Below are 20,478 nucleotides of genomic sequence, written 5' to 3'. Positions count from 1 at the left end.
CCCGCGGGGGCCGGAAGCCGTACGGGCTCCGGCCCCCGCGCCACGTCAGTCGAGCCCTGCCAGCCGCTGCACGGCCGGTGCGGCGAACCGCTCCATCCACTCGGCGGTGCCCCCGAGGCGCGGGGCGATGATCACGGTGTCCACGCCCAGCTTCGTGTAGCCCTCGATGTCCCGGGTCAGGGCGTCCAGGTCCCCGGTGGCCGGTTCCCCGGTGTAGAGGATGGTCTTGCGGATGGCGTCGTAGTCGCGGCCGACGGTGTCGCAGTGCCCGCGCAGGACGTCCAGCTTGTGCCTCAGTTCCTCCGGTGAGGCGGGGATCAGGTTGCAGGCGTCCGCGTACTGCGCGACCAGACGCAGTGTCTTCCTCTCTCCCCCGCCACCGATCATGATCTCCGGGTGCGGGGCGCTCACCGGCGCCGGCACGCACAGGGTCTCGGCGAGCCGGTAGTGACGGCCCTCGAAGGGACCGTCGTTCTCCGGATCCCACATCTGCAGGCAGATCCTCAGGGTCTCCTCCAGCCGCTCGAACCGCTCGGCGAGCGGCGGGTAGGGCACGCCGAGCCCGTGGTGCTCGCGGTCGTACCAGGCCGCCCCGATCCCCAGCGTGGCCCGGCCCCCGGAGAGCACGTCCAGCGTGGTGGCGATCTTGGCGAGCAGGCCGGGGTGGCGGTACGTCACTCCGGTCACCAGCGCGCCGAGCCGCAGCGCGGAGGTCCGGCCGGCAAGGTAACCGAGGGTCGTGTACGCCTCCATCATGGGGTCCTCGGCGCCGCCGTTGAACTCCAGCTGGAAGTAGTGGTCCATCACCGAGAGCCAACTGACACCCGCCGCCTCGGCGGCGGCTCCCGCGGCGGCCAGTTCGGCGCCGAGCGCCGGCCCTCCCCCGGAGTGATCGAACCGACTGATGTGCACACCTAACCGCATGTTCTTCTCCGTTCGCCCGGACCCGGCGCCGGCGGATCCGACGCCGACAGTGAGACGCTAGGACATCGAGGGCTCTCGAAGTCAAGGCCGGCGGAGACCGGCACTGGATCCCCTTCGGCCCTCTGCACCGTCTCGCCGACGCGTCCGGCCTGCATCTGAGCACCAGGAGCGGCTCGACCCTCGCCTATCTGGCCCGGTTTCAACCCTGCGCCCGATCGCCGCGCTCACTTCGAGGACCTGAGAGCTGATCGGTGGCTTGTTGAGCCTGCGGCGAGCCGGCGGAACTCTACTCGGAGGTCCTGGTAGACCTGGCGTCCGTGGTCATCGCCGGCCTGGTCCCGGTCAGGACGGCCTTGGCAGCACGCCGGAGATGCCTGATCATCGGATTCGGGTCGCTCTTACGGCTGACCAGGACGACCTGGCTGGGGGGAGCGCCCTCGATCGGGACGGTGACGAGGTCGGGACGCAGTGAGCTGCGCCGGTCGCCGACCGGTAGCACGGCGATCGCCTCGCCACTCGCGACGAGTTCGAGCTTGTCCTCGTAGCTCTCGATCGGCGGCACACCGGCCCCGAGGATTCGGTAGGAAGTCCAGTCTGCGGTCTCGAACGCGCACGGTGCCACCTCTTGGCCGGCCAGTTCTTCCGCGGTCACCGACGCGCGGTCGGCCAGGGGGTGGCCGGTCGGGACCACGAGCATCCGGGGCTCCTGGTACAGCGGGGTGGTGAACAGGTCGTCGGCGGCGAGTGGCAGCGGGGCTCGTGCGATCAGGGCGTCGACGCGCTTGTCGGACAGTGCCCCGACGTCGCGGCAGTTCAGGTAACGGGTGGTGATCTCGGCGTCCGGGTGGCGGCTGCGCAGTTCCCGTACGGCGGCAGTGATGACCAGGTCTTCGACGTAGCCGATGGCGATTCGTTCGGTCTGGGCTTGTTCACGCACGGCCAGCTCGGCCTGGCGGGCGGCCTGCAGGAGGGCTTGGGCCCGGGGGAGGAACGTCTGGCCGGCCGGAGTGAGCCGGGCGCCCTGGGGGGTGCGGTCCAGCAGTCGTGTGCCGAGGTATTTCTCGAGCCGTTGGATCTGGCGGCTCAGCGCCGGCTGGGCCACGTGCAGTTCGCCGGCGGCCCGGCCGAAGTGCTGGTGCGCCGCCACCACGGTGAAGTAGCGCACCAGCCGCAGTTCCAGGTCCTGCCCGAGATCGTTCACCCTCGCAGCGTACGCGTCATGCCGTTTCGGAATGACCGGGTTGCCGAACCGGCCTTGGACGGTCATGCCGTCCTGGGCCTTGACTGATGGAGCAACGTTTCCCCGAGAAAGCGACAGGCGTGATGAAGGCGATCCAGTTCCGCGAGGCGGGCGGGCCGGAAGTTCTGCAGTACGACGAGGTGCCGGTTCCCGAGATCGGCCCGGGCGAGGTGCTTGTCCGGGTGCACGCGGTGGGCATCAATCCGCCGGACTGGTACCTGCGTGAGGGGATGAAGGTCATGCCGGCCGAGATGAGGCCGGCGCTGGAGTTCCCCCTGATCCCTGGAACGGACATGTCGGGCGTGGTCGAGGCGGTCGCTCCGGACGTGCCGGGGTTCGCTGTCGGTGACGAGGTCTTCGGCATGCTGCGGTTCCCCGGATTCGACGGCCGGACGTACGCCGAGTATGTGGCCGCGCCGGCTTCGGACTTGGCGCACAAGCCGGCCGGTATCGACCATCTGCAGGCGGCTGGGGCGCCGATGGCTGTGCTTACGGCCTGGCAGTACCTGGTCGATCTCGGCCACGACGTGCCGTCTCCTTTCACCGGCCAGGTGCACCAGCCGGTGCCGATCACGCCAGGGATGACCGTGCTGGTCAATGGTGCCGCCGGTGGAGTGGGCCACTTCGCGGTGCAACTGGCGAAATGGAAGGGGGCACACGTCATCGCGGTGGCCTCGGGCCGGCACGAGCAGTTCCTGCGCAAGCTCGGCGCCGATGAGTGCATCGACTACACCACGACGCAGGCCGCGGACGTGGTCAGCGGCGTCGACCTGGTGATCGACACCGTCGGTGGCCCGGACAGCTCACGATTCCTGACCGTGCTCAAGCGCGGCGGCACCATGCTTCCGGTGTTCTTCGCCCAGTACGACCCGGAAGAGACGGCGCGTCTGGGCATCACCGTCTCGAACATTCAGGTACGGTCCAACGGCCCCCAGCTCGCCGAGATCGGGCTCCTGTTCGACGAGGGCAAGCTCCAGGTCGGGGTGGACAGCATCTACTCGCTGCCCGAGGCGGGCAGCGCACACACGCGCGCCGCGCAGGGCCACATCCAAGGCAAGATCGTGCTGAGGGTGGCCTCGTGACAACGGCCACCAACCTCCGTTCGCAGGCGGTGATGCGACGGATCGGCATGACTCGGGACCCGGTCGACGACTTCGACGACCCCACCGCGCCCGAAGGGCCACTGCGACTGAACGTGCTGTACCGAATCGCCCGTAGTACGAGGATCTGACGCCTGCGCTGCACATGTTCGGCGCGGTCCAGCTTCGCGTCGCGGTCGGGGTCTGTGGACTCCTTCCGGGTCTTGGGCCGGAAGGTGATCCCATGACGGGCAAGCAGCAGCCGCAGGGCGTCGCGGGTCCAAGCGTTCCCCGGCCCGCGAGGACGTCCAGGGTCGGGCCAACTGCTCCTGGCCGCAAGGGGATTGACGTAGAAAGCGCTTGCCGCCTACGGTCCGCCGAATGGGTATGCAGCGAAGACTCAGCTGGGCATCGCTCGCCACGGCGACCACCATGGCACTGGCGGCGGGAGTGGTCACGGCACCCGCCGCGCACCCCGCGGACGACGCCGTAGAGGTCGTGGTCGACGGCAACGACATACGCGCCGACAACGTCAACGGCCTGACCTACAAGGGCCTCGGCCTGCTCAGCTGCAACAGCACGAGCAATCTGCTGATGGACTACAAGGCGGAACACCCCGGCCGGTACTGGCAGCTCATCCGGGTTCTGTTCGGCGGAAACAACCCGCTGATCAACCACGTCAAGATCGAGATGGGTTCGGACACCAACACGTCGACCGGCTCCGACCCGGCGACCATGCGCACGCCGGACGAGCTCGCCGACGTCTCCCGCTCCCCCGGCTTCCAGCTGGCCGCCGACGCCAAGACGGCCAATCCGAAGCTCAAGGTCTCGATCCTGCGCTGGGTCATGCCCCAATGGGTCCAGGCCGAGTGGAACAAGGGCACCGGCAACGACGAGATGTACAAGTGGTACAAGGAGACGATCCTCGATGCGTACGAGAAGTACGGGTACATGGTCGACTACGTCGATCCGGACACCAACGAGACCGGTACCCCCGACGTCTCCTTCATCAAGTGGTACAAGAACGCGCTGGTGAACGACACGGACTTCGCCGATCCGCGCTACGGCCTGACGGCCCGGCAGCAGAAGGCGGCCGCCAAGGCGTACCACGACATCAAGATCGTCGCCTCGGACGAGAACACCACGAAGATCATCGGTCCGGAACTGCTCACGGACGCCGAACTCTTCGGCACGGTCGACGCGGTGGGCTACCACTACAACACCGACGACCGGCTCGACGGCGCGGCCGACAGCCCCACGTACCGGCCGTACACGAAGCTGGCGACCGGCGACAACGCCTACGGCCGGGACAAGGAGGTCTGGTACAGCGAGGGCACCGCCTCCTTCGGCGCCACCGAGTACCGGGTCAACAACACCGAGGGCCCGAACGGCGCGAGCACCGGGATCGGCGGGGTGCAGAGCGCCCTCGACCTCGCCAACCGCTTGGTGAAGAGCTACGCCAACTCCAAGCGGACGCACTACATCTTCCAGCCGGCGATCGGCGCCTTCTACGAGGGCGCCCAGTACAGCCACAAGGAGCTGGTCAGCGCCCGCGACCCGTGGTCGGGGTACATGCGCTACGACGCCGCCCTGTACGTGATGCAGCACTTCACCCAGTTCGCGAAGACAGGCTGGGAGAACGGCACCAACACGGCCGGCATCTGGCGCACCGTGCCCGAGGCGAGCCACAGCGGCGTGAGCGGCACCGAGAACGTCGACGGCTCGAACGGCGCACCCAGCTACATGACGCTCGCCGACCCGCGGAAGAGGGACTTCTCGACGATCGCCGTCAACGACAGCGACCGGGCGAAGACGTATCGCATCAAGGCCGAACACCTGCGCCTGGGCGGCGATCCCACCATGGAGGTCTGGGAGACCCGCGCGGCGGACCCCGGCCTGGCCTACGACGCGAACTTCAAGCACCTCGCCGCCGAGATCCGGCCCGACGGCCACGGCTCCTACACCTACACGGTCGAGCCGCGCTCGGTCGTCACGTTCACCACGCTCGACCGCAGCCACGACAAGGCCACGAGCCGGCGTCTGCCCGAGTCCACGGCCCGCACCGTGCTCGACACCGACGCCAGCGGCAAGCGGCGCGACACCCACGACAGGGTCCTGTACGCCGACGACTTCGGGTACGAGGAGGAGGGCCGGGTCCAGGTCGGCACGGACAACGGCGACCGCAAGGTGCCGCAGTCGTACCTCCAGTCGCGCGGGAACCAGCCGCGTTACCTGGTCGACAACACCGGCGCCTGGGAGGTCGGCAAGGACCCGAGCGGGAACAACGTCCTGTACCAGTACCTGGACCAGTCCATGAAGGACACCGGCGCCTGGAACAGGAACACCCCGAACACGACGGTCGGCGACTTCCGCTGGGAGAACTACCGGGCCACGGTCGACATCTCCTTCCCGGACCCGGACGGCGGACTCGCCGCCCTGGGCGTCCGCCAGCAGAAGGGCATGGCGATCAGTGACGCCGCCTACAACGTGCGCATCGGCCCGGACGGCGGGTGGACGTTCTACGAGTACGGCACGCCCGTGAGTTCGGGAACGGTCGCGCCGGCCGGCAGCCACCGGCTCGCCATCGAGGCGAAGGGCGCGACGGTCACGACGTACATCGACGGGAAGGCCGTCGCGACGTACCGGGACCCGACCCCCGAGACCGAGGGACGTGTCAAGCTCGGCACCGACTTCCACCGGGTCGCGTTCGACAACCTGAAGGTCGAGAAGATCGACGGGTACACGCCCTACGCGAGCGCGCAGCTGGACAACATGGACGGCTCGGTCGCCTACGACGGCGTCTGGAGCAGGAAGGCGGCGCTCGGTGACGCGATGGACTGGTACCGGTCGACGTCGACGAGCACGGCGGCCGGGGCCTCGGTGACGGTGCCGTTCAAGGGCACGGGAGTCGATGTCATCGGCGGCAACGACGGCAGCGCGGTGCTCGACGTCTACGTCGACGGCACGTTGATCGCGCGGGACGCGAAGACCACCGCCACCGACAAGCGCCTCGCGACGTACGTCCTGCGCGGGCTGCCGGACGGCAAGCACAGGGTCACGTTCGTGCTCAAGTCCGGGAAGATCGTCCTCGACGCCTTCAACGCCCTCTCGGGTGACGTGGACGGCCCCGTGGACACGACACCGATCCGCGACCGTCTGGACGAGATCGGAAGCCCGGTGCGGGACGACTACACGGCCGGCTCCTGGGCCTTGTTCGCCAACGCCGCCTCGGCCGCGAAGGCCGCTGTGGACGGGCAGCAGGGCCTGGACGTCATCGGCGTCGAGCAGATCGCGCGGAGGCTCGGCGAGGCGTACGCCGGGCTGGTGCGCGAGGAGGCTGCCGGGCAGTAGCAGGGGCAGCGGCGGCGTGGCCCGTCCGGTTCAGCCGACGTCATCGGATCCGGGAGCGCCGGCCGCGCGAACCGCGCGGCCGGTGTCCCACGTGCGGGCCGGTCAGCCCGTCGCGCGGACCGCCTCGCGGATCAGGTCGGCGACCTCCTTCGGCTGCGAGACGGCGACCGCGTGCGAGGCGCCCTCGAGCTCGACGACGGTCGCGCCCGCGCGCTTGGCGCCGAAGCGCTCGACGTCCGGGTTGATCGCCTCGTCGGCGCCGGCGATCAGCGCCCAGGAGGGCTTGGTCTTCCAGGCGGCCGCGGCGGCGGTCTCCTCGAACACGGCGGCGGCGAGCGGACGCTGCGCCGCGGCGAGGATCTTGGTGACACCGGCGGGCACGTCGGCCGCGAAGACCGACGGGAAGGCGTCCTCGGCGATGGTGACCTCGACGGCCGGGTCACCGCCCGCCACCGGGTACGTCCACTCCCTGAGGTTGCCGACCAGCGGGGAGAGCGGGAACCGGCCCTGCAGCGCGCCGAGGCTCTCGCCCTCCTCCGGGACGTAGGCGGCGACGTAGACCAGCCCGACGACGTTCTCCGTGGTGCCGGCCACGGTGATCAGGGCGCCGCCGTAGGAGTGGCCGACCAGGACGACGGGGCCGTCGATCTGGGCGGCGACGGAGGCGATGTACGCGGCGTCGGAGGCGAGACCGCGCAGCGGGTTGGGCGGGGCGATCACGGGGATGCCGTGGCCCTGCAGTTCGGCGATGACGCCGGACCAGCTGCCGGCGTCGGCGAAGGCGCCGTGGACGAGGACGACGGTGGGCGTGGAGGTGGTCATGGCGGAGTGTCTCCCGGGATTCAGACGGTGTGCAGGGCGGCGCGCAGGGTGCCCTGGGCCAGCGTGATGGCGAACTCGGCGGCGTGCGTCTCGCGCAGGGCGTTGAGCATCACGAAGTCGTGGATGATGCCCTGGACCCGGACGGCGGTGACCGGGACGCCGGCCGCGCGGAGGTTGTTCGCGTAGGCCTCGCCCTCGTCCCGCAGCACGTCGGCCTCGGCCGTGATGACCAGGGCCGGGGGCAGGCCCGCCAGCTGTTCGGTGGTGGCGCGCAGCGGGGAGGCGGTGATCTCGGCGCGTTCGGCCTCGTCGGTCGTGTACTGGTCCCAGAACCACTGCATGCCGTCGCGGCGCAGGAAGTAGCCCTCCGCGAACTGGTGGTAGGAACCGGTGTCGAAGCTCGCGTCCGTGACCGGGTAGAACAGGACCTGCTGGACCAGCGGGACGTCGCCGCGCTCCTTGGCCATCAGGGTCAGGGCGGCGGTCATGTTGCCGCCGACGGAGTCGCCGGCGACCGCGATGCGGGTGGCGTCCAGGGCCCTGGACGCGCCCTCCTGGACGACCCACCGGGCGACCGCGTAGTTCTGCTCGACGGCGACCGGGTAGCGGGCCTCGGGCGAGAGGTCGTACTCGGGGAAGACCACGGCCGCGTCCGCGCCCACGGCGAGTTCGCGCACCAGCCGGTCGTGGGTGTGGGCGTTGCCGAAGACCCAGCCCGCGCCGTGGATGTAGAGGATCACCGGCAGGGGGCCCTCGACGCCGGCCGGCCTGACGATGCGGGTCCGGACGCTGCCGGTGGGACCGCCGGAGACAGTGATCCACTCCTCGTCGACGGCGGGCTTGTCGATCTCGCCGGACTGCACCTCGTCGACCGCCTTGCGCCCTTCCGCGGGGGGCAGGTCGAAGAGGTAGGGCGGGTTGGCGGTCGCCTGGGTGAAGGCGGCCGCCGCGGGCTCCAGTACCGGTGTGACCGGCTCGACGGAGTCGGACATGGGTTTCTCCTGGTGTTTCAAGTGGTGCGGTGATGTCGATACGAACGCAACGCTAGAACCCGCGGACGACCGGTCATTGCCCGGGAGTGCACTGAAGCTGTTCCGACAGCGCACCAAATACCTCGGACCGGTCAGTGCACTTTGAGTACGCATTCGGTGCACGCACGCCAAGGACGGGGCGGGCGGCCGGGCTTAGCGTGACACCGCACGATTCGAATCAGGGAGGGGTTTCCCACGGTGTCATCCATGCCGGTCGGCGGGTTGGTCCCGCGAGCCACCGACAATGCCGCGGAACTGGTGGTCCGCAATGCGCGGATCCATACGCAGGACCCGCGCCGCCCGTATGCGACCGCGCTCGCCGTGACCGACGGGATCGTCACGGCCGTCGGCGACGACGCGGACGTGGCCGGCCGCACGGGCCCGGCCACACGGGTGGTGGACGCACTCGGGCGGCGGGTGGTGCCGGGCCTCAACGACGCCCATCTGCACGTGATCCGGGGCGGCCTCAACTACGTGCTGGAGCTGCGCTGGGACGGTGTGCCGACGCTGCGTCAGGGGCTGGCGATGCTGCGCGAGCAGGCCGCGCGCACCCCGAAGGGGCAATGGGTGCGGGTGGTGGGCGGCTGGTCGGCGGAGCAGTTCGCCGAGCGGCGGCTGCCGACGGTCGCGGAGCTGAACGCCGCCGCGCCGGACACCCCGGTGTTCGTGTTGCACCTGTACCAGGCGGCCGTGCTCAACCGGGCGGCGCTCAAGGCGGCCGGGTACGGCAGGGACACGCCCGACCCGAAGGGCGGGCAGATCGTGCGCGGCCGGGACGGGGAGCCGACGGGCATGCTGCTGGCGGCCCCCGGCGCCCTCGTCCTCTATGCGACGCTGGCCAAGGCGCCGGTGCTCCAGGGCGAGGACAGGAAGACCTCCACCCGGCATTTCCTGCGGGAACTCAACCGGTTCGGGCTGACGTCGGCGATCGACGCGGCCGGCGGATTCCAGAATTTCCCCGACAATTATCAGACGGTCGTGGAACTGGCCGGGGAAGGCCGCCTTTCGCTGCGGATCGCCTATCATCTCTTTCCGCAGACTCCGGGCCAGGAGATCGCCGACCTGACCCGCTGGATCGAAATGGCCCGCCCCGAGGACGGGGACGCCTGGCTGCGGCTGAACGGCGCGGGCGAGAATCTGACCTGGGCGGCGGCGGATTTCGAGAATTTCAGCCAGCCGCGTCCGGAACTCGCGCCCGACTACGAGGCGGAGTTCGAGAAGGCGGTCCGGCTGCTCATGGCGAACGGCTGGGGCTTCCGGCTGCACGCCACCTACGACGAGACCATCCGCCGCGACCTAGCGGTGTTCGAGAGACTCGCCGCGGACGGGCTCTTCCCGGCCGGGAACCGCTGGCTGTTCGACCACGCAGAGACCGTCTCCCCGGACAGCCTGGACCGTGTCGCCGCGCTCGGCGGGGCGATGTCCGTGCAGAACCGGCTGTCCTTCCAGGGCGAGGCCTTCGTCCGCCGGTACGGCCCCGGAGCCGCCGCGGACGCCCCGCCGATCGCGGACATGCTGGAGCGCGGGCTGACGGTCGGCGCCGGCACGGACGCCACCCGGGTCTCCAGCTACAACCCGTGGGTCGCCCTGCACTGGCTGGTCAGCGGCCGCACCGTGGGCGACCTGGCGCTCCGCGCGCCACGGCACCGCCTCGACCGGGAGACCGCGTTGGCCCTGTTCACCCGGTCCGGGGCCGCACTGACCGGCGAGGAGGACGTCAAGGGCGTGCTGCGTCCGGGCTGTTACGCGGACCTCGCGATCCTCTCCGAGGACTTCCTCACCGTGGCCGAACCGGTGATCCCGCACATCGAGTCGCTGCTGACGGTCACCGGCGGCCGGATCGTGTACGCGGCCGCCGAGTACGAGGGCCTCGACGAGGAGCTGCCCCCGGTCAGTCCGGCCTGGAGCCCGGTGGCGCACTTCGGCGGCTACCAGGCCGCGCCCGGCGCCGGACTGCCGGGCGTCCGGCAGGCCGAGTCGCTGGCGGAGGCCGTCGCCGAGGCGGAACTGCACCGGCAGTGGCGGGTCCGCCGCGGCACCCTCGCGCCGACGGCGGGAGCCTCCTTCGACCCCTGTTTCTCCCTCTGACCACTCTCCGGCCGATTCCGGTCACCGATTCACCACACGAGGAAAGGCACACACATGCTCGACATCGCCGAGGTCACCGCGGCTCCCGGCCCGGACCTGCTGACCCCCGACAACTGCGCGGTGCTGTTCGTGGACCACCAGCCGCAGATGTTCTTCGGCACCGGCAGCGGCGACCGCACCGCCATCATCAACTCCACCGTCGGCCTGGCCAAGGCCGCCAAGGTGTTCGACGTGCCGGTGGTGCTGAGCACCGTGGCCGCCGAATCCTTCTCCGGCCCGCTCCTGCCGCAGCTCGCGGCGGTGTTCCCGGAGCACAAGGTCGTCGACCGCAGCACGATGAACGCCTGGGAGGACCTGGCCTTCGTCGAGGCGGTCAAGGCGACCGGCCGCAGGAAGCTGGTCATCGCCGGTCTGTGGACCGAGGTGTGCATCGTCCTGCCGACGCTGTCCGCGCTGGCCCAGGGCTACGAGGTGTACGTCGTCACCGACGCGTCCGGCGGTGTCAGCCCGCAGGCCCACGAGCACGCCGTGCAGCGCATGGTCCAGGCCGGCGCGGTGCCCGTGACCTGGGTGCAGGTGCTGCTGGAGCTCCAGCGGGACTGGGCGCGGACCGACACGTACGTCCCGGTCACGGAGGTCGTCAAGGAGCACGGCGGCGCCTACGGCATGGGCATCGTCTACGCGCAGGCCGTCATCGGCGCCCACGCGGCCGGCTGACCGGGGCGCGGGCGACACGATGGACACCGGACTGTTGGTCCTGAGGCTGGTGGCGGGTCTCCTCATCGCCGGTCACGGAGTGCAGAAGGTCAGTTTCCGGCTGGGCGGCAACGGTCTGGCGGGCGGGACCGAGGAGTTCCGGCACGACGGCTTCCGCGGCGGCCGGCTCACCGCGCTCGCCGCGGGCGGCAGCCAGGTCGGCGCCGGCGTGTTCCTGGCGGCCGGGCTGCTCACCCCCGCGGCGGCGATGGCCGCCATGGGAGTCATGACGGTCGCGTCCACCGTCAAGTGGCGTAACGGCCTGTGGGTGCAGAACGACGGCTACGAGTACCCGCTGGTCCTCGTCGTCGTCTCGGCGGTACTCGCGCTCACCGGCCCCGGCCGCTGGTCGGCCGACCAGGTGCTGGAGTCGGCCGACTGGCCGTGGTGGACCGGTGCGGCGGCGATCGTGACCGGCCCGGCCGCCGGGCTGCTCACCCGCGTGGCGCTGCGCCGTCCGGCCCCGTCGCCGGGAGGAGCGGCCCATGCGCCGGCTGCTGACTGACGCGGCCCGGACCCTGGTACCGCCCCGCGGTGACCGGCACGGTCCGCTGCCGCCGCTGTTGCTGACCCTGACCGTGGTCACGGGACTCGTCGACGCGGTGAGCTATCTGGCACTGGGGCACGTCTTCGTCGCCAACATGACGGGGAACGTGGTCTTCCTCGGCTTCGCCCTGGCGGGCGCGGCCGGCCTGTCGGCGCTCGCGTCGGTCGTGTCGCTGGCGGCGTTCCTGCTGGGGGCGCTCGCCGGCGGCCGTCTGGGGACGCGGTTCGCCGCCCACCGCGGGCATCTGCTGCGGACGGCCACCGCGGCGCAGACGGTGCTGGTCGCCGTCGCGGCGGCGGTCGCCGCGGCGGCCGGCGGCCATGTCACCACCGGCGTCCGTTACGCCCTGATCGTGTCGCTGGGCCTCGCCATGGGTGTGCAGAACGCGGCCGCCCGCCGCCTGGGGGTGCCGGACCTCACCACCACCGTTCTGACGCTGACCCTGACGGGGCTGGCCGCCGACTCCGCCCCGGCGGGCGGTGCGGCACCCCGGCCCGGCCGCCGGGTGCTGTCCGTGCTGGCCATGTTCGCCGGGGCGCTCACGGGTGCCGTCCTCCTCCGGCACGCCCACCTGGTGGTGACGCTGGGCCTGGCGCTCGCGCTGCTCGCGGTCACGTCGCTGACCACGCACCGCCTCTCCACCGACGGCGCCGTCTGGGCCGGGAACCGGGCGGGGTGAGGCGGAGCCGCCCCGACGGGGGGCGAGGTCCCGGCCGTCAGCCGGCCGGGGCCGCCCGGCCGAACAGGGCGGCGTAGTCGGCGGGGAGCCGGCTGACGAGCTGGTCGAGCTCCCCGCCGGTGACGGCGTCGGCGACGGCGCTCAGTACCGCGCCGGCGTCCCACTGCGCGGTGCGGGGCCGGGCGCCGGTGCGGTCCGCCACCCGCCGGTAGAACTCCTCGATCCCGAACTCCTCCCGCTGCCGCCGTCCGGGGCCGGTCAGCGCCCGCCCGACCGGGTCGGGCATCCGGGACGCCAGGTCCTCGGCCTGCGCGGCGTCGAGCCGCTGTGCCAGGACCTCGAGGACGTCCTCGGTGATCTTCCGGGCCTCGTCCGTGCTCCGGTATTCGCCGTGCTCGCGGACACGGGCGATGAACTCGTCGCAGTCCATGGCCACCTCACTTCGGTCGGGGGTGTTTCGGGGGTCTGATCCAGCCCAGCGAGCGCTCCACGGCGCGCTGCCAGTTGTCGTACTCCAGCTCCCGCCGCTCGGGGTCCATGTCCGGCAGCCACTGGGAGGCCCGGTGCCAGTTGCGGCGCAGGACTTCCAGGTCCGGCCAGTAACCCGCGGCGAGCCCCGCGGCGTAGGCGGCGCCGAGGGAGACGGTTTCGGCGACCATGGGCCGGACCACGGGTACGTCGAGCACGTCGGCCACGAACTGCATGAGCAGGTTGTCCGCCGTCATGCCGCCGTCCACCTTCAGCTCCTTCAGCGCCAGCGAGGAGTCGGCGTTCATGGCGTCGACGACCTCGCGGGTCTGCCAGCCGGTGGCCTCCAGGACCGCACGGGCCAGGTGTCCCTTGGTGATGTACGACGTGAGGCCGACGATGACACCGCGTGCGTCGCTGCGCCAGCGGGGGGCGAAGAGACCGGAGAAGGCGGGGACGATGTAGCAGCCGCCGTTGTCCTCCACCGTCCGCGCGAGGGTCTCGATCTCCGGCGCGCTGCTGATCAGCCCCAGACGGTCCCGGAACCACTGGACCAGTGAACCGGTGACGGCAATCGAACCCTCCAGGGCGTAGGCCGGCCGCTGGTCACCGATCTTGTAGGCGACGGTCGTCAGAAGTCCGTGCCGGGACCGTACGGGATCGGCGCCGGTGTTGAGCAGCAGGAAGCTGCCCGTTCCGTAGGTGCACTTCGCCTCGCCCGGGGAGAAGCACGTCTGGCCGAACAGGGCGGCCTGCTGGTCACCGAGGGCGGCGGTGATGCGGACGCCGGGCAGGACCGTGCTGGCCTCCCCGTAGACCTCGGCGGAGGACCGGATCTCGGGCAGCATGGGGCGGGGCACGCCGAAGAACGCCAGCAGTTCGTCGTCCCAGGTCAGCGAGCGGATGTTCATCAGCATGGTGCGGCTGGCGTTGGTGGGGTCGGTGATGTGCAGACCGCCGTCAGTGCCGCCGGTGAGGTTCCAGATCAGCCAGCTCTCCATCGTGCCGAACAGCACCTCACCGTCCCTGGCGCGCCGGCGAAGGCCGTCGTCCCGGTCGAGCAGCCAGCGGACGCGCAGCGCGGAGAAGTAGGTCGAGGGGGGCAGACCGCAGCGCTGCAGGAAGAACTCCTCACCGGGGTCGCGCCTGAGTTCGTCGACGAGCGGCGCCGTGCGGGTGTCCTGCCAGACGATCGCCCTGCCCAGTGGGTCACCCGTCCGCCGGTCCCAGAGCACCGTCGTCTCCCGCTGGTTGGTGACACCTACGGCGGCGACCTCCGGGACGCCGATGTGAGCACCGGACAGGGCCTCGGGCATGATGCGTTCCAGATTGCGCCAGATCTCCACGGCGTCGTGCTCGACCCACCCGGGCCTGGGGAAGTGCTGCCGGTGCTCTCGCTGGGCGACGGACACCAGCCGCCCGTGATGGTCGAACAGGATGCATCGGGTGGAGTTGGTGCCCTGATCGACGGACATCACATACCGTTCAACCATGATCGGCTCTGCCCTTCCGGTGTGTCGCGGGTGCGGGGCCGCCGGCGCCGCTACCAGCGAGCCGCTCCCAGGTCTCTGGAGATCGCCCGTGCGGCCTCGCGCAGCAGGGTGATCAGGTTCGGCCGGGGCCGGCCCCGGCCGTCACAGATCCGCTCGACCGGGCCGGACAGTCCGACGGCGCCCACCACGAGTCCGCCGTGCCCCCGGATCGGCGCGGCGATGCCGGCTTCGCCCACGCTCATCTCCTCGACCTCGGCGGCCCACCCCACCTCCCTGACCTCGGCGAGGGCCCGGGTCAGCTGCTCCGGAGCCACGAGGGTGTGCCGGGTGTACGCCTCGAGGCCGGACTCCACGGCGAGTTCGAGGGGTGCGGTCCCGAAGGCCAGCAGGACCTTGCCGAGGGAGGAGGCGTGCAGCGGCAGCAGCGAGCCCACGTCCAGGGTCTGGAGCGTGTCGTCGGGCCGGAACACATGGTGGACGACGAGGACGTTGCTCTCCAGCGGGGTGCCCAGGCGGACCGCTTCCCCGCTGCGGGCGGCCAGGGCGTCGGCCCAGTTGATGGAGCGCGACCGCAGCTCGTTGACGTCGAGGTAGCTGGTGCCCAGGTGCAGCAGGGCGGCCCCGAGCTGGTATTTTCCGGTCGCCGCGTCCTGCTCCACGAAGTCCACGTGCTGAAGGGTGCGCAGGATGCCGTGGGTGGTGCCCTTGGCCAGCCCGAGCGACGCCGCCACCTCGCCGAGCCCGAGTCGGCGAGGTCCGCCGGCGAGCAGACGCAGGATCGCCGCCGCCCGTTCGATGGACTGGACCGGGCCGGTCATGAGGTGAGCCTATTACCGCCGGGGACGGTCCGCTTTTCGAGCAGGTGGACGGTCCGTGAGCACCGGACACGCCCGTGTTCGGCAATGCCGACCGCCGTTCATTGACCCGCCTCGTCCCGGTACCTAGGTTGCTATGAGGCCCGGCACAGTGCGCTGCGGCCCAGCGCCCGGCCGATCGCCCACCGGAGGAGAACACGATGTCGGTACAGCTCGAGCTCGACCCGATGTTTCGGGGCGCGGTGGAACACGTGTGTCCGCTTGAGCCCGTCACCGGGGCCGTTCCCGCCGTGCGCCGGCGCGTCGCGGCCGTGCTCGCCGGCTGGAAGGTATCCCGGGAGATCGTCGAGGACTCGCTCCTGGTGGTGTCGGAGCTGCTCACCAACGCGCTCGTGCACGCCCTGCCCCCCGCCGAGCTGCGGCTGTCCTGGGCCCGGGACGAGGGGGCGGGCACGCTGCGGGTCGAGGTCACGGACGCGGGACCGGCGCGGGAGGCGGGACAGCCGCCCGCGGGTGTCGACCCGGACGAGCACGGCCGGGGCGAGCAGATCGTCCACGCGCTGGCGACCCGGCACGGCATGCGCGTCCACTCCGGCGGGGTGACCCGGTGGGCGGACCTCGTCGCGGCGTGAGAACACGCTTGCGGGCAGGTCAGGTCTGCTCCGGCAGGGGGTGCCGGACGGGGTACCGCAGCCGCTGGGAGCCTCGCTCCCCGGGGACCGTGGCGCGGGGGACGGCGTCGAGCCCGGCGACGGCCGCGGCGGTGCCCGAAGCCTCGGAGGCGGCCGGTATGCGCAGCAGGAGCAGCGCCGCGTCGTCGTGCAGTCGGCCGCCGACATGGGCCAGCAGTTCGTCATGGAGGGCGGCCAGGGTGCGGGCCGGTTCGTCGGACACATGGCGCGCCAGTCCTTCGGCGAGCGGGTAGAAGGTGCGGCCGTGGTCGCGGGCCTCCGTGACCCCGTCGGTGTAGAGCAGCAGCTGGTCTCCGTCGGCGAAGGGCAGTGACCGGAGGCCGGGTGCCTCGCCCGAGAGGGCGCGCAGCCCGAGGGGCGGCGCCGGACGGTCCGGCTCCACCGCCTCCACGTGCCCGGACGCCCGCACCAGCAGGGGCGGCGCGTGGCCGCAGTTGACCACCTCGAGCCGCCCGGCCGAGGGGTATCCGGCGACGACGGCGGTGACGAAGTCGTCGTCCCCGAGGTTGCGGGCCAGGCTCCGCTCGATCCGGTCGACCACCGCGAGGAGGTCGGGTTCGTCGTAGGCGGCCTCCCGGAAGACACCGAGCACCAGGGCGGCGGTTCCCACGGCGGGCAGCCCCTTGCCGCGCACGTCGCCGACGATCAGCCGGACCCCGTAGGGGGTGGGCAGCAGGGCGTAGAGGTCCCCGCCGATACGGGCCTCCGCCGCCGCGGCGCTGTAGCGGACGGCCACCTGGAAGGGGCCGACCATCGCGGGCACCGGCCTGAGCAGGGCGTGCTGAGCGGCCTCCGCGACGGAACGGACGGCCGCGAGCACCCGTTCGCGGCGCCCGCGCATCGCGCTGGTGAGTCCGCTCGCCAGGGTGACGGCCATCAGGGCGGCGAGCACCGCCGCCAGTTCGTGGCCGGGAACACCGTTCCAGACGCCCAGCGTCGCACTCGGCACCGCGGCGAGAAGACCGACGCACAGGACTCCGCGCGGCCCGTTGGTGGTGGCGGCCAGCGCGGGCCCGGCGGCGAGCAGCGGCAGCCAGATCCGCCCCGCTCCGCCGGCGAGGTCCGCGAGGACGACCAGGCAGACGACGAGTACGGGCAGTACGGGGGTACCGACGGCCAGCCGCGCGGCGGCGCGTCTGCGGGCGGAGGCCTCGGGAGCGGCCACTCGCCTCCTGAACGGTCGTGTCGGCCGGTGGTCGCCGCGGTGGTCTCGGGCCTGACTCATGTCCGGTGCGCAGTCCTCAGTCTCTAAGCCGGGGAGATACTTCCCATAAGTCCTTTTAATCCAGGAAACGGGTACGGCCCCCGGCGTGACAAGGACCGGAATTTCAGATAGTGAGCGACAGACCCCTGGTGACGCGGCTCGCCGTCTGGAGCAGCCGGTCGCGGATCTCCTCCAGCCGGGAGATCCGGTCCGCCGGCAGGGAGACGCCGAGCGAGCCGAGCGTGTCCCCGCTGTAGACGGGCACGGCGATGCAGACCGTGCCGAGGCAGTACTCCTCGAGGTCGGTGACGGCCGGGGCCACCGGCGAGGCGTCGAGCCGCCGCAGCAGTTCGGGAGCGCTGGTGATGGTGCGCGGTGTCAGGTCGGCGAGGTGGTGGCGGGAGAGGTAGTCCCGGCGAGCGTCGTCGTCGAGCTCCCGCAGCACGGTCTTGCCCAGTGCGGTGGCGTGTCCCGCGTCCTCGAACCCCACCCAGAGGTCGACCCGGGGCGTGCGGGGGCCGTCGACTATCTCCGCGACCCGGATCTCGCCCTCCTCGTAGAACGTCAGGTAGGCCGCGGTCGCGAGTTCGTCCCGCAGCGCCGCCAGCGTGGGCCGGACGCGGCTGAGCAGTGCCTGCCCGCCGCCCCTGACGTGCAGCGTCTGCAGCTTGTCGCCGAGGACGAACCCACCGTCGTCGAGCTTTCGCACGTACCCGTCGTACACGAGTGTGCGCAGCAGGTGATAGGCGGTGGCCAGCGGGAGCCCCGTCTCACGGGCCAGTTGCTTGGCCGGCGCGCCGTTCGCGTGCGCGCTCACCGCTTCCAGCAGGCGGAAGGCGCGTTGCACGGAGCCGATCAGGGTGGGGCCGTCTTGCGCAGCCATACGAACAGCCTGCGCCGGGCACCCGCCCCGGGCAAGGGCTGTGTGCCCGGATCGGCGCGCACCGCCCGGATCAGCCGCCGGTCAGGTCCCGGGTGAAGGTCACGCGGTCGAGGCCGGGGCCGTCGTAGTCCTGCCGCACCGGGGAGACGGTGAAGCCGAGGCGGGTGTGGAAGGCCTGGGAGGCGGTGTTCTCCGGGCTGGTGACGCAGCGCACGAAGCGGCGGCCGTGTGTCCTGGCGAGTTCGAAGAAGGACTGGTAGAGGGCCCGGCCGACACCCTGGCCGTGGAGTGCCGGGTCGACTCCGACGAAGTGCACATAGGCGGTCTCGGGGTCGGTCTGCGACAGGAACCCGACGAGGAAGGCGGCGAGCTCCCCGTTTCCGCGCTCGACCAGACGGCTGGTGGTCGTGAAGTGCTGGAAGTAAAGGCGGGGCAGCAGCAGGGCCCGCTCCCGGGCTCCGGACCGGCCCTTGAGACCACCCCACCAGGACTCGAGCACGGCGAGCACCCTCGGGTGGTCGTCGGCGACGGGATGCCGGGCCGTCAGGCCCTCCGGAAGGGAGTCCATCACGGCGGCAGTCTCCCAGGTACGGGACCAGCGCCGCCACGGGATCCGCCGTACCCGAGGCCCGTCGGAGCGTGACGAGCGGGAGGCGGGGCGAACGGACCGTCGCGGGGCGTGACGCGTGGCATACGGGGAACACGCAGCACCCCGTACGCATGAGGACGAAGGAGGAGAACATGGTCCAGCCCCCCATCCCCGTCCCGCCGGAGCCGGCCCCGGCCCCGCCGGTTCCGGGCCGTCCCGACCCGGCGCCGGGTCCACCCCTGCCGAAGCCGGTGCCCGAGCCGCCGCCCGGCCCGTCGCCCGTTCCTCACCCCGACCCGGCGCCGCCCGAGCCCGGACCCGTACCGGAACCGGCCCCGGCGGGGGCCGTGCCCGGTCACTGAGGGGTCGCCGCGAGATCGGCGGCCTCGCAGCGCAGGCGGGCGCCCTGGCGCAGGAGCTCCTGCTGGACGATCCGGTGGGGCACCTCGCGGGGGCGCCGGCCGAGGCGGACGGCGAGCGCCGCGCAGACGCCGGCGGCCTGGCCGGTCGCCATCGCGATGGGCATCACCCGGTACGAGGAGTGCGCCACATGGGTGCCGGAGATGCAGCGGCCGGCGACCAGCAGCCGTTCGACGCCCCGGGGCAGCAGGGCGCGCAGCGGGATGTCGTAGAAACGCCCCCGTGGCACGCGCTTGAGGACGGTTCCGGTGCCCTCCGGGTTGTGGATGTCGATCGGGTAGGCGCCGTGCGCGACGACGTCCGGGAAGGCGCGGGCCTGCAGGATGTCGTCTCCGGTCAGCCGGTGGTCGCCGAGGACGCGGCGGGTCTCCCGGACACCGATCTGGGTGCCGCTCTGCACCGCGTAGGCGTCCTCGAAGCCCGGGACCCGGGTGCGCAGGAAGCGGTCGATCTCGGCCATCTGGCGGCGGGCGGTGTACTCGGCCCGGGTCAGGTCCCACACGTCGATGCCGAGCGCCCCGGTGACCCGGGTGCTGTTCACGGCGACCTCGTGGGGGTGCGGCGTGCCGAAGAGCAGGACGTCCTCGCGGGGCAGCCGCAGTTCGCCGGCCGCCGTGGCCTCCTCGACCAGGTCCCACAGCCCGTGCACTCCGCGCCACTGGTCGGGATGGGAACGCACGTACTCGGCGAACCGGGGCCGGGCGAAGTCCACGACGCGGAACATCAGCGTCATCGGCTGTACGAGCCCGTCCTCGGGGCGTCCCACCTCGTAGGGCGCCCCGCCCGCGGCGGCCACGTCCCCGTCGCCGGTCGCGTCGACCACGACCCCGGCGTCGATCACCACCGGCCCGGACTTCGTCTCGAACACCACCCGCCAGCCGTCGTCCAGGGGAAGCGCGGTGGAGGCGAAGGCGTGCAGCAGCAGACGGACGCCCGCCCCGTCGAGCAGGTCCAGCAGGACGGACTTGTACACCTCCGGGTCGAACGGCACGGTGTAGCCGGTCTCCAGGGAGGGCGGGATGCAGCCGCCGCGTTGGGTGAGCCGGTCCAGCAGCCGCCGCAGGAAGCCGGCGACCACCGCCTCCCCCTCGCCGTGGTCTTTGGGCAGCAACCGGTCGCCCTGCTCCCCCGGGTCGTCGAACACGGCCTGCTTGTGCTCGTTGTGGAAGGACATCAACGGCATCACGAGGGCCACCGTGGCGTTGCCGCCGAGGAAGCCGTAGCGCTCCACCAGGACCACGCCGGCGCCGGCGTCGGCGGCCGCGTACGCCGCCGCGGTGCCGGCCGGCCCGCCGCCGACCACCAGGACGTCCGTCCGCCCGCCGTGCCGGGCCGGCCGCGGCGGGAGGGTGACGGTCCGGAGCCGGGGCGGTTCTTCCAGAACTGGCATCTCCGCC

At 71.7% G+C, this 20,478-nt stretch carries 18 protein-coding genes and 1 pseudogene; 8 read left to right on the top strand and 11 right to left on the bottom strand.

Annotation, left to right across the window (positions count from 1 at the left end; translation table 11 throughout):
• Positions 1 to 45: 45 nt before the first annotated feature.
• Positions 46 to 924 (bottom strand): LLM class F420-dependent oxidoreductase, encoded by an 879-nt coding sequence (locus tag ACWC21_RS19660; RefSeq protein WP_450883429.1) that lies wholly within the window; start codon positions 922 to 924, stop codon positions 46 to 48.
• Between the two features lie 286 nt (positions 925 to 1,210).
• On the bottom strand, positions 1,211 to 2,125 hold the full coding sequence (locus ACWC21_RS19655; protein WP_450883428.1) for a LysR family transcriptional regulator: 915 nt from the start codon (positions 2,123 to 2,125) through the stop codon (positions 1,211 to 1,213).
• A gap of 122 nt (positions 2,126 to 2,247) precedes the next feature.
• On the opposite strand from ACWC21_RS19655, the gene ACWC21_RS19650 reads away from it, so the two are divergent.
• The 3 genes and pseudogenes from ACWC21_RS19650 (at position 2,248) to ACWC21_RS19640 (ending at position 6,594) form a co-directional block, all read left to right on the top strand.
• Complete coding sequence (locus ACWC21_RS19650; RefSeq protein ID WP_450883545.1) at positions 2,248 to 3,246, top strand: NADP-dependent oxidoreductase; 999 nt, start codon at positions 2,248 to 2,250, stop codon at positions 3,244 to 3,246.
• Positions 3,243 to 3,395: pseudogene (locus ACWC21_RS19645) on the top strand (GNAT family N-acetyltransferase); the annotation flags it as partial. The gene ACWC21_RS19650 and the pseudogene ACWC21_RS19645, both read left to right, overlap by 4 nt.
• Before the next feature lie 229 nt (positions 3,396 to 3,624).
• Complete coding sequence (locus ACWC21_RS19640) at positions 3,625 to 6,594, top strand: GH59 galactosidase (RefSeq protein WP_450883426.1); 2,970 nt, start codon at positions 3,625 to 3,627, stop codon at positions 6,592 to 6,594.
• A 102-nt stretch (positions 6,595 to 6,696) separates the two neighbouring features.
• Here the strand turns inward: ACWC21_RS19640 and ACWC21_RS19635 are convergent, their stop codons facing one another.
• Entirely contained in the window at positions 6,697 to 7,416 is a 720-nt protein-coding gene (locus tag ACWC21_RS19635; protein ID WP_450883424.1) for an alpha/beta fold hydrolase, read from the bottom strand.
• A gap of 20 nt (positions 7,417 to 7,436) precedes the next feature.
• Positions 7,437 to 8,408, bottom strand: a complete 972-nt coding sequence (locus ACWC21_RS19630) for an alpha/beta hydrolase (RefSeq protein WP_450883422.1) — start codon at positions 8,406 to 8,408, stop codon at positions 7,437 to 7,439.
• Between the two features lie 246 nt (positions 8,409 to 8,654).
• Here ACWC21_RS19630 and ACWC21_RS19625 point away from each other — a divergent pair, with 246 nt between their 5' ends.
• Genes ACWC21_RS19625 through ACWC21_RS19610 form a run of 4 tightly spaced genes read left to right on the top strand, consistent with a single transcriptional unit; the run spans position 8,655 to position 12,517 of the window.
• Positions 8,655 to 10,535, top strand: coding sequence for an amidohydrolase (locus tag ACWC21_RS19625; RefSeq protein ID WP_450883421.1), 1,881 nt, complete (start codon positions 8,655 to 8,657; stop codon positions 10,533 to 10,535).
• Between the two features lie 54 nt (positions 10,536 to 10,589).
• Positions 10,590 to 11,252: a hydrolase gene (locus ACWC21_RS19620; protein ID WP_450883419.1), complete on the top strand. Its 663-nt coding sequence runs from the start codon at positions 10,590 to 10,592 to the stop codon at positions 11,250 to 11,252.
• 19 nt (positions 11,253 to 11,271) lie between these two features.
• Complete coding sequence (locus ACWC21_RS19615; RefSeq protein WP_450883417.1) at positions 11,272 to 11,796, top strand: DoxX family protein; 525 nt, start codon at positions 11,272 to 11,274, stop codon at positions 11,794 to 11,796.
• On the top strand, positions 11,777 to 12,517 hold the full coding sequence (locus ACWC21_RS19610) for a YoaK family protein (RefSeq protein WP_450883415.1): 741 nt from the start codon (positions 11,777 to 11,779) through the stop codon (positions 12,515 to 12,517). Before ACWC21_RS19615 ends, ACWC21_RS19610 begins: the two co-directional genes overlap by 20 nt.
• 37 nt (positions 12,518 to 12,554) lie before the next feature.
• Here ACWC21_RS19610 and ACWC21_RS19605 read toward each other — a convergent pair whose 3' ends face one another.
• Genes ACWC21_RS19605 through ACWC21_RS19595 form a run of 3 tightly spaced genes read right to left on the bottom strand, consistent with a single transcriptional unit; the run spans position 12,555 to position 15,296 of the window.
• The gene (locus ACWC21_RS19605) at positions 12,555 to 12,947 is read right to left on the bottom strand and encodes a DUF2267 domain-containing protein (RefSeq protein ID WP_450883413.1); all 393 of its coding nucleotides are present in this window, start codon (positions 12,945 to 12,947) and stop codon (positions 12,555 to 12,557) included.
• Positions 12,948 to 12,954: 7 nt separating this feature from the next.
• A complete protein-coding gene (gene glpK / locus ACWC21_RS19600) occupies positions 12,955 to 14,478 on the bottom strand; it encodes a glycerol kinase GlpK (protein ID WP_450883411.1) in 1,524 nt (507 codons plus the stop codon).
• Between the two features lie 50 nt (positions 14,479 to 14,528).
• Complete coding sequence (locus tag ACWC21_RS19595; RefSeq protein WP_450883409.1) at positions 14,529 to 15,296, bottom strand: IclR family transcriptional regulator; 768 nt, start codon at positions 15,294 to 15,296, stop codon at positions 14,529 to 14,531.
• Positions 15,297 to 15,493: 197 nt separating this feature from the next.
• Between ACWC21_RS19595 and ACWC21_RS19590 the strand changes: the two genes are divergently transcribed.
• Positions 15,494 to 15,925 carry an ATP-binding protein gene (locus ACWC21_RS19590; protein ID WP_450883407.1) on the top strand — a complete coding sequence of 144 codons (432 nt, stop codon included), beginning with the start codon at positions 15,494 to 15,496 and terminating at the stop codon, positions 15,923 to 15,925.
• A 19-nt stretch (positions 15,926 to 15,944) separates the two neighbouring features.
• On the opposite strand, the gene ACWC21_RS19585 is transcribed toward ACWC21_RS19590, so the two are convergent.
• The 4 genes from ACWC21_RS19585 to ACWC21_RS19570 all read right to left on the bottom strand — a co-directional run bounded on the left by ACWC21_RS19585 (position 15,945) and on the right by ACWC21_RS19570 (position 20,471).
• Positions 15,945 to 17,210: a PP2C family protein-serine/threonine phosphatase gene (locus ACWC21_RS19585; protein ID WP_450883405.1), complete on the bottom strand. Its 1,266-nt coding sequence runs from the start codon at positions 17,208 to 17,210 to the stop codon at positions 15,945 to 15,947.
• A 103-nt stretch (positions 17,211 to 17,313) separates the two neighbouring features.
• On the bottom strand, positions 17,314 to 18,072 hold the full coding sequence (locus ACWC21_RS19580; RefSeq protein WP_450883403.1) for an IclR family transcriptional regulator: 759 nt from the start codon (positions 18,070 to 18,072) through the stop codon (positions 17,314 to 17,316).
• A gap of 70 nt (positions 18,073 to 18,142) precedes the next feature.
• A complete protein-coding gene (locus tag ACWC21_RS19575) occupies positions 18,143 to 18,640 on the bottom strand; it encodes an N-acetyltransferase family protein (RefSeq protein ID WP_450883543.1) in 498 nt (165 codons plus the stop codon).
• Positions 18,641 to 19,016: 376 nt separating this feature from the next.
• The gene (locus tag ACWC21_RS19570) at positions 19,017 to 20,471 is read right to left on the bottom strand and encodes an FAD-dependent oxidoreductase (RefSeq protein ID WP_450883401.1); all 1,455 of its coding nucleotides are present in this window, start codon (positions 20,469 to 20,471) and stop codon (positions 19,017 to 19,019) included.
• Positions 20,472 to 20,478: the final 7 nt, after the last annotated feature.

Source organism: Streptomyces sp. NPDC001348 (assembly GCF_053597535.1).
Note: the sequence above shows the minus strand (reverse complement) of the source record. Positions and strands in the feature narration are given on the sequence as shown.

Bases quoted from the DNA above. Each gene is read 5' to 3' on its own strand.
- ACWC21_RS19660 (WP_450883429.1), bottom strand. From the start codon at position 924: ATGCGGTTAGGTGTGCACATCAGTCGGTTCGATCACTCCGGGGGAGGG.
- ACWC21_RS19650 (WP_450883545.1), top strand. From the start codon at position 2,248: ATGAAGGCGATCCAGTTCCGCGAGGCGGGCGGGCCGGAAGTTCTGCAG.
- ACWC21_RS19640 (WP_450883426.1), top strand. From the start codon at position 3,625: ATGGGTATGCAGCGAAGACTCAGCTGGGCATCGCTCGCCACGGCGACC.
- ACWC21_RS19635 (WP_450883424.1), bottom strand. From the start codon at position 7,416: ATGACCACCTCCACGCCCACCGTCGTCCTCGTCCACGGCGCCTTCGCC.
- ACWC21_RS19630 (WP_450883422.1), bottom strand. From the start codon at position 8,408: ATGTCCGACTCCGTCGAGCCGGTCACACCGGTACTGGAGCCCGCGGCG.
- ACWC21_RS19625 (WP_450883421.1), top strand. From the start codon at position 8,655: ATGCCGGTCGGCGGGTTGGTCCCGCGAGCCACCGACAATGCCGCGGAA.
- ACWC21_RS19620 (WP_450883419.1), top strand. From the start codon at position 10,590: ATGCTCGACATCGCCGAGGTCACCGCGGCTCCCGGCCCGGACCTGCTG.
- ACWC21_RS19615 (WP_450883417.1), top strand. From the start codon at position 11,272: ATGGACACCGGACTGTTGGTCCTGAGGCTGGTGGCGGGTCTCCTCATC.
- ACWC21_RS19610 (WP_450883415.1), top strand. From the start codon at position 11,777: ATGCGCCGGCTGCTGACTGACGCGGCCCGGACCCTGGTACCGCCCCGC.
- ACWC21_RS19605 (WP_450883413.1), bottom strand. From the start codon at position 12,947: ATGGACTGCGACGAGTTCATCGCCCGTGTCCGCGAGCACGGCGAATAC.
- glpK (WP_450883411.1), bottom strand. From the start codon at position 14,478: ATGGTTGAACGGTATGTGATGTCCGTCGATCAGGGCACCAACTCCACC.
- ACWC21_RS19595 (WP_450883409.1), bottom strand. From the start codon at position 15,296: ATGACCGGCCCGGTCCAGTCCATCGAACGGGCGGCGGCGATCCTGCGT.
- ACWC21_RS19590 (WP_450883407.1), top strand. From the start codon at position 15,494: ATGTCGGTACAGCTCGAGCTCGACCCGATGTTTCGGGGCGCGGTGGAA.
- ACWC21_RS19585 (WP_450883405.1), bottom strand. From the start codon at position 17,210: ATGAGTCAGGCCCGAGACCACCGCGGCGACCACCGGCCGACACGACCG.
- ACWC21_RS19580 (WP_450883403.1), bottom strand. From the start codon at position 18,072: ATGGCTGCGCAAGACGGCCCCACCCTGATCGGCTCCGTGCAACGCGCC.
- ACWC21_RS19575 (WP_450883543.1), bottom strand. From the start codon at position 18,640: ATGGACTCCCTTCCGGAGGGCCTGACGGCCCGGCATCCCGTCGCCGAC.
- ACWC21_RS19570 (WP_450883401.1), bottom strand. From the start codon at position 20,471: ATGCCAGTTCTGGAAGAACCGCCCCGGCTCCGGACCGTCACCCTCCCG.